This is a genomic window from Virgibacillus sp. W0181 (assembly GCF_051846915.1).
Classification (GTDB): domain Bacteria; phylum Bacillota; class Bacilli; order Bacillales; family Amphibacillaceae; genus JBPYCR01.
Window position 1 is genome coordinate 254171 of sequence record NZ_JBPYCR010000001.1, and the last position, 15611, is coordinate 269781.

General features: G+C 38.8%; 17 protein-coding genes. 5 read left to right on the forward strand and 12 right to left on the reverse strand.

The genetic code is table 11. The annotated features are described in order from the left end of the window. Positions 1–21 precede the first annotated feature (21 nt). From ACLIBG_RS01215 to rfbA, 3 genes are read right to left on the reverse strand one after another with little or no spacing between them, the layout of a single operon-like run. On the reverse strand, positions 22–1011 hold the full coding sequence (locus ACLIBG_RS01215) for a glycosyltransferase family 2 protein (RefSeq protein WP_439310861.1): 990 nt from the start codon (positions 1009–1011) through the stop codon (positions 22–24). Next, a complete protein-coding gene (gene rfbB, locus ACLIBG_RS01220) occupies positions 990–2024 on the reverse strand; it encodes a dTDP-glucose 4,6-dehydratase (RefSeq protein WP_439310862.1) in 1035 nt (344 codons plus the stop codon). The genes ACLIBG_RS01215 and rfbB overlap by 22 nt, the downstream gene beginning before the upstream one ends. Continuing rightward, positions 2021–2947, reverse strand: a complete 927-nt coding sequence (gene rfbA, locus ACLIBG_RS01225) for a glucose-1-phosphate thymidylyltransferase RfbA (protein WP_439310863.1) — start codon at positions 2945–2947, stop codon at positions 2021–2023. Before rfbA ends, rfbB begins: the two co-directional genes overlap by 4 nt. Positions 2948–3160: 213 nt before the next feature. On the opposite strand from rfbA, the gene ACLIBG_RS01230 reads away from it, so the two are divergent. Then, complete coding sequence (locus ACLIBG_RS01230) at positions 3161–3703, forward strand: methylated-DNA--[protein]-cysteine S-methyltransferase (protein WP_439310892.1); 543 nt, start codon at positions 3161–3163, stop codon at positions 3701–3703. A gap of 177 nt (positions 3704–3880) precedes the next feature. Then, positions 3881–4846, forward strand: coding sequence for an NADPH:quinone oxidoreductase family protein (locus tag ACLIBG_RS01235; protein ID WP_439310864.1), 966 nt, complete (start codon positions 3881–3883; stop codon positions 4844–4846). 726 nt (positions 4847–5572) lie between these two features. Here the strand turns inward: ACLIBG_RS01235 and ACLIBG_RS01240 are convergent. From ACLIBG_RS01240 to ACLIBG_RS01275, 8 genes are all read right to left on the reverse strand, one after another. Next, entirely contained in the window at positions 5573–5779 is a 207-nt protein-coding gene (locus tag ACLIBG_RS01240) for a hypothetical protein (RefSeq protein WP_439310865.1), read from the reverse strand. Between the two features lie 14 nt (positions 5780–5793). Then, positions 5794–6987, reverse strand: coding sequence for an ABC transporter permease (locus tag ACLIBG_RS01245; RefSeq protein WP_439310866.1), 1194 nt, complete (start codon positions 6985–6987; stop codon positions 5794–5796). After that, positions 6984–7670, reverse strand: coding sequence for an ABC transporter ATP-binding protein (locus tag ACLIBG_RS01250; RefSeq protein ID WP_439310867.1), 687 nt, complete (start codon positions 7668–7670; stop codon positions 6984–6986). The genes ACLIBG_RS01245 and ACLIBG_RS01250 overlap by 4 nt, the downstream gene beginning before the upstream one ends. Beyond that, a complete protein-coding gene (locus tag ACLIBG_RS01255; RefSeq protein WP_439310868.1) occupies positions 7667–8770 on the reverse strand; it encodes an efflux RND transporter periplasmic adaptor subunit in 1104 nt (367 codons plus the stop codon). Before ACLIBG_RS01255 ends, ACLIBG_RS01250 begins: the two co-directional genes overlap by 4 nt. Positions 8771–8773: 3 nt before the next feature. Beyond that, a complete protein-coding gene (locus tag ACLIBG_RS01260) occupies positions 8774–9454 on the reverse strand; it encodes a Yip1 family protein (protein ID WP_439310869.1) in 681 nt (226 codons plus the stop codon). Positions 9455–9562: 108 nt separating this feature from the next. Then, positions 9563–10660: a LolA family protein gene (locus tag ACLIBG_RS01265; protein ID WP_439310870.1), complete on the reverse strand. Its 1098-nt coding sequence runs from the start codon at positions 10658–10660 to the stop codon at positions 9563–9565. After that, positions 10650–12119 (reverse strand): sensor histidine kinase, encoded by a 1470-nt coding sequence (locus ACLIBG_RS01270; RefSeq protein ID WP_439310871.1) that lies wholly within the window; start codon positions 12117–12119, stop codon positions 10650–10652. The genes ACLIBG_RS01265 and ACLIBG_RS01270 overlap by 11 nt, the downstream gene beginning before the upstream one ends. Further along, on the reverse strand, positions 12116–12817 hold the full coding sequence (locus tag ACLIBG_RS01275) for a response regulator transcription factor (protein ID WP_439310872.1): 702 nt from the start codon (positions 12815–12817) through the stop codon (positions 12116–12118). The genes ACLIBG_RS01270 and ACLIBG_RS01275 overlap by 4 nt, the downstream gene beginning before the upstream one ends. A gap of 191 nt (positions 12818–13008) precedes the next feature. On the opposite strand from ACLIBG_RS01275, the gene ACLIBG_RS01280 reads away from it, so the two are divergent. The 3 genes from ACLIBG_RS01280 to ACLIBG_RS01290 all read left to right on the forward strand — a co-directional run bounded on the left by ACLIBG_RS01280 (position 13009) and on the right by ACLIBG_RS01290 (position 14107). Further along, a complete protein-coding gene (locus tag ACLIBG_RS01280; RefSeq protein ID WP_439310873.1) occupies positions 13009–13467 on the forward strand; it encodes a DinB family protein in 459 nt (152 codons plus the stop codon). 153 nt (positions 13468–13620) lie between these two features. Then, positions 13621–13776 carry a hypothetical protein gene (locus ACLIBG_RS01285; protein ID WP_439310874.1) on the forward strand — a complete coding sequence of 52 codons (156 nt, stop codon included), beginning with the start codon at positions 13621–13623 and terminating at the stop codon, positions 13774–13776. Further along, positions 13754–14107 (forward strand): hypothetical protein, encoded by a 354-nt coding sequence (locus tag ACLIBG_RS01290; protein WP_439310875.1) that lies wholly within the window; start codon positions 13754–13756, stop codon positions 14105–14107. The genes ACLIBG_RS01285 and ACLIBG_RS01290 overlap by 23 nt, the downstream gene beginning before the upstream one ends. A gap of 148 nt (positions 14108–14255) precedes the next feature. Here ACLIBG_RS01290 and ACLIBG_RS01295 read toward each other — a convergent pair whose 3' ends face one another. Beyond that, a complete protein-coding gene (locus ACLIBG_RS01295) occupies positions 14256–15146 on the reverse strand; it encodes a metallophosphoesterase (RefSeq protein ID WP_439310876.1) in 891 nt (296 codons plus the stop codon). Positions 15147–15611: the final 465 nt, after the last annotated feature.

Consider the following 15611-nt stretch of genomic DNA (forward strand, 5'->3'; position numbering starts at 1 on the left):
AATCAACTCCATTCCAACTGATTAGTGGCGATAGTACGTACTATTAATCTTATCCTGACGACCCGATCGTTGTTCCTTGTCGCCAACCATCTCCTGCACAATATATAATGGTCTTCCTTTTGTTTCATTAAATATTTTTCCAATGTACAATCCAAGTACGCCAAAGTTAAAAAAGATCAATCCGCCGATAAAATAGATAGACACCATGACACTCGTCCATCCTTGTACCGGTTGATCAAGGAAAAAGTAACGAAAAAATAAATACAAACCGTAAATAAAGGAAATAAGCGATACTAAAAAACCAAATTGGATAGACAGGCGCAAAGGTTTATTCGACTGTGCAATAATGACATCGGTAGCCATTTGAATAAGCTTCGTTACATTGTAAGCCGACTTGCCTTTTGTTCTTGATTGATGCTCAACGGAAATAAATGCTGTTTTATAGCCCATCCATTGTAAAAACAGGGGGAAAACCCGATTTTGTTCGCGCATTTCGCGAAAACTATTCATTACTTTTTTTGAACTGATGCTGAAATTGGCAACAGTATAATCTGTTTTGCTATCTGTAAAATAGTCATAAATACGATAAAAAAGCCTTGAAGCGTATCGTTTACCCCATTTATCACGTCTTTTCGTTCTTTTTCCAAAAACGACATCGTAACCAGTCAATGCCTTTTCATACAGTCGGGGAATTTCTTCCGGTCGGTCCTGAAGATCACAATCCATAACAACGACCCAGTCTCCTTGGGCATAATCAAGTCCCGCCGTGATGGCATAATGCTGTCCAAAATTACGAGATAAGTTAATCCCTTTTATATTGACATATTGTTCATGTAATTGTTTGATCTTTTGCCACGCATCATCCGGACTGGCATCATTCACATAAATGACTTCGTAATCGGTTGGCAGTCCCTCCATGACAGCAATGACGCGTCCAGTCAATTCTTCCAAACAGGAGGAACAGCCGTAAACCGGAATGACAACGGAAATTAAGCAATCACTGTTTCCCATTGACTCACATACCAATCTACTGTTTTTTCAAGTCCATCCATTAACGATGTCTTCGGTTCCCAGTCCAAGTTTATCCGAAGTTTGGAATCATCAATTGCATACCTGCGATCATGCCCTTTTCGATCTTCAGTAAATATTATTAAATCTTTGAAGCTGTTCACAGATGTATTATCCAGTAATTCAGGTTTACGGTAATCGAGTATTTCACAGATACGAGAAGCAACATCTATATTTGTTTGCTCATTCGCCCCACCAATATTATACGTTTCCATTGGTTTGGCGTTGTGATAAATATGATCTACCGCACGACAATGATCTTCAACGTACAGCCAGTCTCTTACGTTTTTCCCATCTCCGTACAACGGGATTGGCTCTAATTTTAAAGCGTTCAAAATGATTGTCGGGATAAGCTTTTCTGTATGTTGTTTCGGTCCATAATTATTAGAGCTGTTAGAAATGATTACATTCATCCCATATGTGTGCCCAAAACTTTTGACGAGCATATCTGAACCGGCTTTTGAAGCGCTGTATGGATTACGCGGGTTATATGGTGTTTTTTCCGTGAATTTTCCATCTCTTCCAAGTGACCCGTACACTTCATCCGTCGAAATGTGGTGAAAACGACGAATCGACAATTCCCCTTTTTTCGACCAAGATTGTTTAGCCGCCTCGAGCAGTATATTCGTACCGAGAACGTTAGACTCAACAAATGATCCGGCATAATCAATGGAGCGATCCACATGTGATTCTGCAGCAAAATTTATAACACCAGTTATATCAAATTCCTCAAACACGGCTTCAACAAGCTGTGCATTAGTTAAATCGCACTGGATAAATCGATAATTCGGATATTTTTCTACCTCTTTTACATTTTCCAGATTGCCAGCATAGGTTAATTTATCTAAATTCAATACTTGCATATCGGGATAGGTATTCATGTAATACGTTATAAAGTTAGAACCGATAAATCCGGCCCCACCGGTTACAAGTAATGTAGGTTTAAAAAGGTTCATTTCAACACCTCCAACATAGGGGAATGATCTTGGCCATCCCAATACTGCTTGCTATGCTCTCTTGTTGCGATATCCAATAAATATCTACCATAATCGTTTTTCTCCAATGCTTTTCCTTTTTGATATAACGCCTCTTTTGTCATATAACCCATGTAATAGGCTATTTCTTCTATACTAGCAATTTTGAACCCTTGTCTTTGTTGTGTTATCTTTACAAATTCGGACGCTTCAAACAACGCTTCATGTGTGCCCGCATCCATCCAGGCAAAACCGCGGCCTAGAAGTTCAACAGATAGATGTCCTCTTTTTAAATATTCCTTATTTAAGTCGGTAATCTCCAACTCTCCACGCTTGGAAAATTTCAGCTTTTTTGCAAGTCTCGGTGCGTTGTGGTCATACATGTACAACCCTGTAACAGCAAAATCGGATTTCGGTTGTTCCGGCTTTTCTTCCAACGATACTACATTTTGATTGTCATCAAACTCCACCACGCCAAATCGTTCCGGATCCTTAACCCGATAGCCAAATACTGTTGCATGTTGGTGATTTTTGATTGCTTTTCTTAACAAGGGGGTAAATCCTTGACCATAAAAAATATTATCGCCAAGAATTAACGTCACATCGTCTTTACCAATAAAATCCTCTGCAATAATAAATGCCTCTGGAATTCCGTTCGGTTCTTGCTGTTCCCGGTATGTCAAGGAAAGACCAAATGCTGAACCATTCCCAAGTAAATCTTCAAAACGATTTTTATCTTCAGCTGTACTAATAATCATAATTTCTCTGATACCTGCAAGCATGAGTACAGATAGCGGATAATAGATCATCGGTTTGTCATAAACGGCGAGCAAATGTTTATTAATGCTGGTTGTGCTTGGAGCCAGCCTGGTTCCACTTCCTCCTGCTAGTATGATTCCTTTCATAATGAAGCCCACCTCTCCGAAGCATATTGTGAAAACGTAGAATGTCCAATTCGCTTCTTGTATACCTCTATTTCCGCTTCAACTATTTATAAACTTACAATTTGATTGCAATTTAGTAACAGAACGTCAAACAGACGGGATCATACTGCTTTGTAGTTCACACGTCGGTAAATATGTTATACTTTTAAAAATAGTTTATTGTTAGGAGAGGAGATAGCCACTGTGGATAAGAAACTTCTCTACTGGACGACCTTCAATCATAATCAATGGGAATTACATGTAGCAGCTACAGAAAATGGACTCTGCTATGTCAGCTTACCTAACGAATCTTTTGACAAATTTGAAAAGTGGGCAAGGAAATATGCTCCCGATTACAAGTTACAGGCATCGAATCAATATTTACAAGCCAACATCAAAGAGCTAAAGCGGTATCTGGATGGTGAGGAATTAAATTTTTCCATACTTGTAGATCTGCGAGGCACTCCCTTCCAACAATCTGTATGGAAAACACTAAAGGAAATACCTTACGGAGAAACATGTACGTATTCACAAATCGCTGATCAAATTGGAAAGCCAAAAGCAGTACGCGCAGTGGGCAGTGCAATAGGTGCCAATCCGTTACCGATCGTTATACCATGTCACAGAGTAATCGGAAAAAATGGTACATTGACCGGCTACAGAGGTGGTTTGGATATGAAAAAGCATTTATTAAAATTGGAAACACAAACGGTTCCTTCGCCTAATGCGTTTGTTTGAAAGTAACAATCATTTTACGAGTTTAACCCATTTATAATAATGGGTACTTGTAAAAATAGGGAGTGGTAAATTTTTTCTTGTAGGTTATTGTAGTATGGATTTTTTCTAATTAGACGACTACAATATTTAAAAATTTGGGAGGTTATATTTATCGATAACTTAACATTCCGTGCGTTGATGGTAGATAAAAAGGATGACACTTTTTCTGTTGACATTAACGACTTAAGCTTAAATGACTTACCCGATGAGGATGTCACGATTAAAGTTGTATACTCAAGCGTAAATTATAAAGATGGTCTTGCTGCAATCCCGGATGGCAAAATCGTACAATCCTACCCGCTTGTTCCAGGAATTGATCTTGCTGGAGAAGTTGTTCTTTCAAAAGACGAGCGCTTTCAAGCAGGGGATAAAGTAATCGCAACAAGTTATGAAATAGGCGTTTCTCATTACGGCGGTTTTAGTGATTATGCCCGCATCCCAGGTGATTGGATCGTTCCACTTCCGAAGGGGTTGTCACTGAAAGAGGCGATGATTTATGGTACTGCAGGATTTACAGCAGCTCTTTCCATTCAACGTCTTGAAGATAATGGTGTCTCACCCGAAGATGGACCTGTTCTCGTGACCGGTGCAACCGGCGGTGTAGGGAGCGCGGCAGTAGCAATGCTTTCTCAGCGGGGATATGAAGTAACCGCGAGTACCGGAAAAGATTCAGAACATCCTTACTTAAAAAAACTTGGTGCAACTGAAATTATTTCTCGTGAAGAATTACAACCGGAAAAAATCAAACCTTTAAATAAACAACGATGGGCAGCTGCTGTAGATCCAGTGGGAGGTTCTACATTAGCCTATGTACTCAGCACGGTGAAATATGGCGGTTCAGTTGCAGTTACCGGGCTAACCGGTGGCCCAAAAGTTCCTACTACTGTGCTTCCATTTATTTTACGTGGCGTTAATTTATTGGGAATTGATTCCGTCTACTGCCCAATGGATATTCGTAAAAAACTTTGGGAGCGGATGGCGACTGATTTTAAACCCGAGCTTTTAAACGAGATTAGTAATGAAATAGAATTGGATCAACTGTCCCAGACTCTAAAAGACATTTTGGAAGGTAAAACTAGAGGCCGAACTGTTTTGCACATGTAGATCGTAAAACTCTAAAGGTGTTGGAATGGTATTTATAAACAAACTGCACACAAGTATATTATCTTTCTGTGGTAGATGCCGTATACCGCAGGGACTTTGGGTCACGCTGGAGTTGCTTATTTGACCCAAAGTACTGCTTTCATGTCATTTCGGGAACGCGGTGGCTTCTTGCGTGACTCAAAATTCAGCTTTCTCGCCTTTTCGGGAACGCGGTGGCTGCTTGCGTGACCCAAAATACTGCTTTCACGTCATTTCGGGAACGCGGCAGCTCTCCGCGTGACCCAAAATACAGCTTTCTCGTCTTTTTTTGGAAACGTGGCGCCTTCTTGCGTGACCCAAAATACTGCTTTCTCACCTTTTCGGGAATGCGGCAGCTTCCCTCGTGACCCTAAATACAACTTTCTCGTCTTTTTGGGAACGAGGCGGCTTCTTGCGTGACCCAAAATGCAGCTTTTCCAACTTTTAGGTCACGAGGCAGCTTTCCGCGTGACCCAAAACCCAGTTTTCTTGCCTTTTCAAGCACGCAGGAGCTTTTCATGTTACCAACAAACCGCGTTCCTATTTTTATAAAAAAAACGAGTATAAACTATTTTCAGTTTCATACTCGTTTTCCGTTATAATACTCGCTCATCGAAGTGGCATGCAGTTTTAACATTCCAAAACACATACGTGACGATAATTCACATATATTTAATCTTCCAGGTTACTAAAATGAATTATCTGCTTCTAACTATAAAACCCCGCTGCATTCAAAATAAGTACAACGATAGCCGAGGCGATTATACCGGCAGTTAATACGGTAATAATCATCTTCCAATCTTTTGTTTCCATCCAAATGCCAATAGATACGACAACCGAGATGACAATTCCAAAAAACAATCCGGCAAGTGGGTTCGATGGTGTAATGAGGTCATTCCAGTGTAACCAATTCATTCCATTTCTCCTCACTATTCATAGCGTAGTGATTCAATTGGATCAAGACGGGACGCTTTATTGGCAGGTAATATTCCAAATACCACGCCAATAATCATCGAGAATAAAATACCTCCTACAATAACCGGCCACGAAACAAGCGGAGGCCAACCGGCAAAATGCGAGACGAGTAGTGCTGTTCCAGATCCAAGTCCCATTCCGATAATTCCACCGATAAGTGTTAATGTAACGGATTCGATTAAGAATTGAAATAAAATTTGACCACGGTTAGCACCTAACGACATCCGCACTCCGATTTCTCGTGTTCTTTCCGTCACAGAAACGAGCATGATATTCATGACTCCTATTCCCCCAACTAAAAGGGATACACCGGCAATACTTCCGATTATTGTCGTCATGATACCAGTAATCTTCCCAATACCTTCGGCGATCTCTTCCATATTTAAAATTTGGTATGCTTCTTCTTTTTCATGAATCCGGTTCAACAAATCGGCAGCTTTTTCACCGGCGATTTGCAGTTCTTCCGGATTCGTAGATTGAATGGAAACTTCGCTGAAACTTGTTTCATGGAAAATGGATTGCCATGTTTTTAACGGCAAATATACTTCATTCATTCCAAAAGCTAAGAAGCCTGTTTCATTTTCAAGAATGCCAACAACTTCAACAGGCTGTGAGCCTACATAAATGACTTCTCCTAAAATATCTTCCCCATCAAATAGCTCTTCCTCGAACGATTCACTTACAATAGCCGTTCTGCTCCCACCAAGAAAGTCCGCGCTGATAAGATTTCTGCCTTTTGCTATTTTTAATCCTCGAACATCTAAGTACGCTTGGTTTATTCCGGATATTGTACTATCAGCAGTTTCTTCCCGATGACGGACAGTTGCTGATTGTGAGCTCGTAGCTACTACCTTATCTACTTCCGGGATGTCTTCAATAACATCAATATCCCCTTGTGTAAACGGATCTTCCATGAAAATATTAGGATTTGATTCTATTTCTTCATCAGAAGGCATATAAAAGAGTTCAATTGTATTTGATTCACCGACAATTTGCGACTTCAGAACCGCTTCTCCACCTTGACCGATTGCGACTACCGCAATGACAGAGCCAACCCCGATAATGATTCCGAGCATCGTTAAAATGGAACGTAACTTATGGGCTCGAAGCGAAGAAAAAGCCATCTTAATATTTTCCCATACACTCATTCTTCGCTCCCCTCCTGTTCACTTCCTATTAGCTCTCCATCTCTTACATAAACAATTCGATTCGCATAAGCAGCAACTTCCTCTTCATGTGTTACGATAATGACTGTTGTTCCTTCCTGATTCAACAACGTGAACAATTCCATGATTTGTACACCTGTTTTCGTATCCAATGCACCTGTTGGTTCATCTGCCAAAATGATTTGCGGTTCATTAACAATTGATCTTGCAATTGCGACACGCTGTTTTTGTCCTCCGGATAGTTCATTCGGTAGATGTTGCATTCGATCGGTAAGGCCAACTGTAGCCAATGCATCTTTCGCCTTTTCCACTCGTTCTTTTTTTGAAATACCTGCATAAATCATTGGAAGCTCAACATTCTGCAACGCATTCAAACGGGGTAATAACTGAAACTGTTGGAATACAAACCCAATCGACTGATTACGAACTTTTGCGAGTTCTTTTTCTTCATATTCGGAAACGCGCACACCATTCAATAAATAATCTCCACTAGTTGGCTTATCCAAACAACCGATCATATTCATTAATGTTGATTTTCCTGATCCGGACGGTCCCATAATTGCTGTAAATTCCCCATCTTCTATATGGAGATCAATATCTTTTAGGACATTTACATCTTCTTTCCCGATTGTATAACTTTTCACTACTTTATGAAGGTCTATCATTGGACGTCCACTTCCATCCCATCCGTTACGCCGTTTGGATCTGCAATCACTTGGTCTTCGGCTTCAATACCATCCTTAATTTCAATTTGATCGGTCGAAACGGTGCCAATTTCTATTTCTGTTCGAACAGCTTTTCCGTTTTTGACGATATAAACATAGTCAGCGTCATCTGCCTGTTTAACTGCTTCGAGTGGCAATGTATTGGTCGTTCGTTTGCTCGTTTCGATCTCTACTAACATTTGAAAACCGGGTTTTAATTGGATATCCTCTTCTACCGATATAACAACGGGATATTGAACGCCAGTAGAGGACCCTTCCATTTGCATCCCGTCTGATTCTTCAGGTAGGTCTGCAACAAGGTTTACCTTGCCTTTCCACTCTTTGTCAGGTACCGCATCCGAAGTCAATACGACAGACTGCCCTTTTTCAATTTTCAACGTATCATATTCGGAAATTGACCCTTCCACGATTAAGTTATTTAAAGATCCAATTCGAATAATTGGTTTTTGTTCCATTTGCTCGGAGCTGACAGCAGTATGTTCATTGACAGTCACTACCGATCCTTCAATATCACTTGTAACAACAAGATCACCGATTTGTTGTTCAATAGTCTCTTTCTCCAATTGACTGCGTTCCAATTCTATGTTCGTTTGTTGTTGCTGCATTTTAATTTGATCATGTTCATCTTGCAGCATTTCATTTTCTTCATCTTCTTCGATCTTCTTGTCAATCTCTTTATGCTGTTTTCTTAAGTTTTCTGCTTCCAATGCGGTAGATCTTCTTTGCAGTTCATTTTGCTTTTTCTCTAATTCCAATTGTTTATTTTCATATTTTACAAGTTTTGTTCCTTTTTCAACCTTGTCGCCTTCTTTAACAAAGACTTCGGCTATTTCGCCTCTTTCTGCTTGTACGTAAACATTTTGTTCCTCATTTAATTTCAACGTACCTGGTGTCATAACAGTCTCGATCATGGTTTCTTCTTTTAACTCTGTCGTCTCGATAGCAACTGTTCCCACCGATGTACTTTTCCATATGTTAACACCAATAAGTATGGCAACTACTGCGACAATCCCTATTCCGATCCATAGCTTTTTTTTCATTTATTATACCCCTGCAAATCCACTAAGTGCGGCACCAATCATTGAAAATACCATTCCGATCGCAAAGAAAACAATCACGATCGTCCATGCAAGTCCTTTTGAGAAATTAGCAACTTTCTGCAGACCGATTGCTGTTAAAATAATTCCCCAAATGGCAAATACTTCAATACTGTTTAAAGCGGCAGCAAGTACACCGTTTCCATCAACAAGTGAGCCTAGACTCGTAAACATGACATCCGGATTATCCAAGTCTACCCCAACCATTGCCATAATTACACCGTTAATAATTAATCCAATTGCGGAAATAAGTAGGATGAACGTGTTCATGGAAAACAATTGTTTAAAGGATACTTCGGATTTGGCAATTTTTGCAACAACCCAATAAATAAAACTGGAAATAAGCACCGTTAAAATAGGGATAAATAATCCTCCAATGACACTACCGATTACTGCAAAAGTTTTCACCATTGCCATTGATTCTTCATCCATTCCACCGACTTCTTCCATCCCGGCGGTTACATCGACTCCTAAGGTAGTAAGCCATGTTCCAATAATGAAAAGAATCGTTACGATAATTAGCGGTACCCATATGATCGGTCGCTCTTTAATTCGCTCCAATTGCTCGGTAGGATTCGTAATAATTCCGAATAAAGATGGCTTTTGTACATTTGTTTCCTCTGACATTTCCTTCATCTCCTTTAATATAATACCTTTTATCATCCTATTATGAAGGGATTATTTCCCATTCACTCAGGATAAATCGTATAAATACAAAATAATAGTTTATCAAGTTTACTCCTTTGTTGCAAATTCCATTTCTGATGTCATAGTCGTGAGTTCCTCTAGCGTCACATTCGGATCGTGCAGTATTATGGAATAATTTAATCCATCTTCCTGCCAGGATAATATTCGCAGATCGGCTTCATCCATATAATCCCCTTTCGTATCACGTACTGTCACCTTTTCCATTCCGGGTAATTCAAATTCACTATCTGTTAGCTCCTCTGGCTCCTCAGTTGGAAGGACTACGCTTAAACCTAGTAATGGCAACCCCTCTTTTTGATATTCCAAATTCACTTCCTCATGAGTAAACTCCCCTTCTATTTTAGTCCATTCAATCTGCTCGATTTTCATGTCTTTCTCAGGAAAATAAAGAAATGGTTTCCCCACCTTTTTCACTGCTTCTTCCAACGTTACTTCTTTTGTAGAATTGATGTCTGACATCTTTTCAGGGACCACATCATCAGGAAGATCTATGACAAATAAATCCTCTTTAATATCTGGGTTAAAATCGATTTCCTTATACGTCATTTCTACTTTACTATCACCGGTTTCGGTAATCATTTTTAAAACCATCCACGTATCTTTATCTATCCATAATTCCTGGTCGCCAAATAACGAATTATCTTTTTTTGCTTTTGCAACTAGATGAAAAGCATCTCTATCTGCTATCTCTTCATCACCTGCTTCTTCAACCTGATGGGTGTCTCGAATGTTATCAAGCAGCATTTCGGCTTGCTCCCTGGGAGAAGGTTGATTAAAAGACTGCAGTTCTGGATTATCGAAAACAAATGCCTTGTTATTCGTTTCGTCATAGGTCATTACTGATTTTCCGTCATTTACAGAAATAGCGCCTCCTGATTCCTCTGTTATTTCTATTCGCATTCTTCCATCGCCACTATACCATTCTTTCGATTGCATCGTTTCTGTTTCCTTACCTGTTGTCATCAACATTTCGGCTTCTGCATAATAAGCTGATGTTTCTGCTGTCTCCTCCAGCGCATTATTAATAACTTGATCAGGTGAATATTGTTTTATTTCTTCTGTACACCCTACCAGTAACATACACCCAACAAACGCCAAGATACCGAAGTAAGTCTTAATTCTCATTGTTGTTTTTTCCACCTGCTTTCTGTTTAGGAATTGCACATAGAACAGTCGTACCAACATCTTCGTTAGAAGCCACGTGCACATGACCACCGTGTTTTTCAATAATTTGTTTCGTTATACTCAAACCTAGACCCGTTCCATGCTCATCTTTTTTACTGCGTGCTTGATCGACTTGATACATTGGATTAAACACTTTATCCAAGTTTGTTTCACTAATTCCTACTCCTTCATTTTGGACAATGAAATAGATGAATTGGTCAAAATCGAGTTTACTTCTGTCTACAAACGAAAAAAGTTCTGGTAATCCTTCTTGACTCGAAGCTGCAACAATCCATAGGTGGCTACATTCATAACTATACTTAATGGCATTGCTCATTAAGTTATCAGCAACCCGCATCATTTGTTTCGGATTCACTTCAACTGTCCCGCTAACATTGGCATATGCGTGCAATTGAATGTTTTTTTCTTTACACAACGGTTCATAGCCTGAAATGATCATGTCAAAAAACTCATTGGCATCCACCGAAACAAGTTCCAACTCATAAGAAGGCGATTGTAAAAGCGTATGCGTTAACAGGTCATCGAGCATTTGTTTCATAAAATCAGACTTTTGAACAATAACTTCCCGATATTCCTCACGTTCACGAACAGATAGTTCTTGTTCGTTATGTAAGGATTCAGCATATGCCTTGATGGAAGTGAGCGGTGTTTTTAAATCGTGTGAGATCGTTGCAACCATGAATTCTTTGTCTCGCTGTTCCTTTTGCACAGTTTCTTGTGCTTCGTTAATTTGATCGCTCATCCTGTAAAAGTGCTTTTGTAAAATACCAATCTCGTCATTGTTCGTTTCTTTTTGCTTAATAGGCTTTCCACTTGCAAAGACAGTCATATCTTCCATTAAACTACTTAATCGGACATTCAGTTTTCGATTAACCAAGCGGACGACCGTAAGATAAATAAGTAAAAACAGCCCCAAAAAAACACTGAACATAAATAAACTGCGACTAAATACATTTGACTTCCATTCATTGCGCGCAACTTCCACATGAAAAAAGCCGATCAATTGCTGTTTATTGAATACAGGTTGCCGGTAAGTAAAAGCTTGATACCCTTGTTCAAGGGAATATAAATTTTCATACATATCTTCTTTCCCGAGCGCGGTGAGGGAGAGTCCTGGGGTTGACGTATAAATAATGAGGCCATCCGGATTGTACAAACTAATGGATAGCTGATCCGACTCGAGTTGTTTGATTTTCGATTTATCGGATGACGGATGATAAAGCTTCGGTTGTTCCAATACTTCTTTAACGTTTTGCAATTCAATCGTCGTCTCGAAATATTCCCGTACTTTTTGATCATTATTATAAGAATTAATCCAGGCAAACAGGATGTAAGCAACAACAATCGGCAAAATCATTACAATAAGATAAGATAGTAAAAGCCATTTTTTCAACTTCACAACGGTTCACCAATAAACTGATACCCTTTTCCCCAAACCGTTTGCACAAATAGCGGCTTTTTTGTCGGATCATTTAGTTTTTCACGAAGTGCTTTAATATGTACAGTTACTGTATGTAGTCCTTCTGCATCCACATTGTTCCACACATGCTCATACAGTTCACTTTTGGAAAAAATACGACCCGGATTTTGGGCAAGCACTTGCAACAAGTCGAATTCTTTCGTTGTTAAGTTTACTTCTTTTTCAGCAAGTTTTATTTTCTGTTGCTCCCAATAAATCGTTAAGCCATCGGTGAATTCTGTTTTACTTTCATATAACGGTGTCCCCTGATATCGATTCCATCTCCGCAAGTGGGATTCCACGCGTGCTTTCAGTTCAACGAGGCTAAAAGGTTTGGCAATGTAATCGTCGGCTCCGAGGTGAAGGCCTTGCACTTTGTCTTCATCTTCCTTTCGGGCACTAATAATTATCATCGGAACGTCACTTTTCCACCGTATGTTTTTACATAATGTTAAGCCGTCCATCTCCGGAAGCATAAGATCTACAAGCACAAGATCGTAAGAAGCAGCCCGAAAATCTTCCCATCCTTCCAGACCGTTCGTTGCCCACGTTACTTCATATCCTTCTCTTAAGAACATATCACGGATGACGCGTGCAATTTCCGGATCGTCTTCTACTAGTAATAGTCTTGATTGCATACCAGTTGTCCTCCTGTAAGTACAATATATCACAGCAATGAATGTACGCCTTTAAGTTTATACTTTTTTTATAATTAGGTGAAGAGAGTTGTGCAATTTTCAGTACCATAACCGACTCAAACAGATAAAATGAAACGGTAATACAACTATAGTATAATTATATGTAATCATTCTAAGGGAGGTTGATCGTAGTGGAAGCAATCAATATGTTTAAATACTCGCGAACATCAACGTTAATATTACTTCCAAAACTCGAGGAAAAGTATTGGGATGTGCAACCAGATGGATTTCCAAATACAATTCGCTGGAATGCAGGGCACATTTACGTCACTGCTGAAGACTTTTTAAATGAAGCAGCGCCTGAATTTGCTATATCAAAGCCAAGATGGATGGAGCTTTTCCTGGACGGAACGAGACCATCCGAATGGACGGGAGAAATCCCTTCAAAAGATGAAATTATCGAAGCTTTAAAAGAACAAGAAGGCCGTCTCGTAAACTTTTTTGAAGGTAAACTAGAAGACGAAGCAGCATCCACTCGCGATGTAAACGGTCTAAAGTTAGACACGAACGACGCATCATTACAATTTGTTACATGGCATGAAGGAATTCATTTAGGTATTATTAAATCGATTAGGGATGCACTGAAATAATATTAAAAATTCTCCGTTTTGAGCAGCGGGGAATTTTTTATTTTCGTGTAAAACTTTCATTAGTTTTCATATAGATTCCAGCGAAAATTTGATGTACGTCAATGTTCCTTATTTAAATGTATGTGACAATTCCTATATAGGGAGGGAACATGCATGAATATAATTGAAAAAAATTATTGGATGGAAGTAGATCGCATGATAAATGAAGGTTTAGGCGGCGGAAGAATCTGCTCTGAATATGACCGAATTAAATTTAGCGAAGATTATTGGAAAGGAAGTGAACACGATGATATGGACAGCAACAAATGATATGTTTGGAACCTTTTTACACGACTATAACTTAATTCTCATTTTTGCCATAATCACATTTGCCTTCTCCCTGTTTTTACGATCTGCCACCGTATTTTTAGTACAGATTGCTGTATTTGTCGGGATGATTGTCATCGATCAAACTACTTTGACTCTACTTTATATTCCAATAAGCATTATACAAATCTTCATTAGCTTTTACCTTGTTTATCGTATAAAAAAAGCAATTGATCGGAATTACATGCTCGTAATGGAAAAGACACATCAAGCGGAACCGAATATTACAAGAAACCGCGATTCAGGAAGCCGTCCTTCATTTCTGTACAATTAATTGTTTGAAGTAGGTGTTTGTCGCTACGTATTAATAATAAAATGAAGAATAAAGAAACTATCAATCTTAAGCGGGGTACATGTCAATGGCATCTGTTGAATAGAGGTCCTATTTAGGAGTTTCACCTGAATAGACCTCTATATTTAATTCATTCGGGGGCGCTTTCCAACGTAATTAATACGATTTCTGGTCGATTAAACGCGCGAATATTATATGTGTAATTTCCGAGTCCTCTGCCTACGATCATCGTTGTTCTTTCTTTCTCAAAACGCCCTGCATCATAATTCGGGAAAAACTCACCTTCATGAGAAATAACTCCTCCAACATACGGTATCCTAATCATTCCGCCATGATGATGACCGGCGAGCACCAAATCCGCTCCCCATTCTTTAAATGCTTCATAATACTTGGGATAGTGAGCGAGCATCATTTCAAATGTATCTTCTTCCGCTTCACCGACTTTTTCATCGATATACGCTTTGTCGAAATCAATATTTACTTCCACATCGGATGGACTATAAAATATAAGCGGGATATCCATGCCTCTTAAATGAATAGTCTCTTCTTGCTCTGTCAACTCTATTTTTTTATCATTGATAATTTCAACTCCGACTGCTTCCAGTTGTTTTATATAATTTGTATAATAAATATTATCTCCACGCTCAGCCATCACTTTTGCGATCAGTTCATGATTCCCATCAATATAATAAACGGGATAGTTTTTTACGAGTTCACTTGCCAATGTTAAAAATACATTGCCATTATCATCAGTGGAGTTCATCATATCACCGGTTATAACAATTATATCTGGTTCGTGTTTATTGATCTTTCGTATAAGACGTCTGCTATTCTTTCCAAATTGTTTACTGTGCAAATCCGTTAACTGTAATACTTTGTACCCATCAAAAGCTTCAGGTATTTTACCGGACTTAACGGTATATTTGCTTACTTCAAGAACGTTAGCCTGAAAGTAGAAGTATATAATAGGGCTGACAATTAAAATACCGAGAATAATTATTACTTTTTTAAATTTTTTCATGAAATCTCCTTATGTGCGTGTAAAGTACGCAAATGTCAACCTGTCGAGGCAATGACAATATCATTATGCTATTGTGGTTCATGGTTCAAATAAAATGGGGTTGTTAATTGATAATAATTTTTTCGAATATGATATGCTGCTAAAATGGTACCTTTTTAGCGGAATCCAAAAATAGGTCTAGCCTTTATTTTATAAGCTAGCCCTCCATTGTTCAACATTATTTTTAGTCAAACATAGATACAATAAATCCCATTTTATTTTATAACTATCACTAGCGTTGCATTAATTAAAACAAATAATTGTTAATATTCCCAATGATCAGTAATTTGCTTTTTATTCAATAAAAAATCCTTTATAATGGAGAGACAGGTGGTTCCTGTCCAAATCCCATTACAAAGGATAACAGATATGGACAAGAATACACGAAAATCTTCATTTGGTAAATGGATAAGCCCTATTAATTTT

Coding starts and splice junctions, on each gene's coding strand:
- ACLIBG_RS01215 (WP_439310861.1), bottom strand. CDS start 1,011: ATGGGAAACAGTGATTGCTTAATTTCCGTTGTCATTCCGGTTTACGGC.
- rfbB (WP_439310862.1), bottom strand. CDS start 2,024: ATGAACCTTTTTAAACCTACATTACTTGTAACCGGTGGGGCCGGATTT.
- rfbA (WP_439310863.1), bottom strand. CDS start 2,947: ATGAAAGGAATCATACTAGCAGGAGGAAGTGGAACCAGGCTGGCTCCA.
- ACLIBG_RS01235 (WP_439310864.1), top strand. CDS start 3,881: ATGGTAGATAAAAAGGATGACACTTTTTCTGTTGACATTAACGACTTA.
- ACLIBG_RS01240 (WP_439310865.1), bottom strand. CDS start 5,779: ATGAATTGGTTACACTGGAATGACCTCATTACACCATCGAACCCACTT.
- ACLIBG_RS01245 (WP_439310866.1), bottom strand. CDS start 6,987: ATGAGTGTATGGGAAAATATTAAGATGGCTTTTTCTTCGCTTCGAGCC.
- ACLIBG_RS01250 (WP_439310867.1), bottom strand. CDS start 7,670: ATGATAGACCTTCATAAAGTAGTGAAAAGTTATACAATCGGGAAAGAA.
- ACLIBG_RS01255 (WP_439310868.1), bottom strand. CDS start 8,770: ATGAAAAAAAAGCTATGGATCGGAATAGGGATTGTCGCAGTAGTTGCC.
- ACLIBG_RS01260 (WP_439310869.1), bottom strand. CDS start 9,454: ATGTCAGAGGAAACAAATGTACAAAAGCCATCTTTATTCGGAATTATT.
- ACLIBG_RS01265 (WP_439310870.1), bottom strand. CDS start 10,660: ATGAGAATTAAGACTTACTTCGGTATCTTGGCGTTTGTTGGGTGTATG.
- ACLIBG_RS01275 (WP_439310872.1), bottom strand. CDS start 12,817: ATGCAATCAAGACTATTACTAGTAGAAGACGATCCGGAAATTGCACGC.
- ACLIBG_RS01285 (WP_439310874.1), top strand. CDS start 13,621: ATGAATATAATTGAAAAAAATTATTGGATGGAAGTAGATCGCATGATA.
- ACLIBG_RS01290 (WP_439310875.1), top strand. CDS start 13,754: ATGATATGGACAGCAACAAATGATATGTTTGGAACCTTTTTACACGAC.
- ACLIBG_RS01295 (WP_439310876.1), bottom strand. CDS start 15,146: ATGAAAAAATTTAAAAAAGTAATAATTATTCTCGGTATTTTAATTGTC.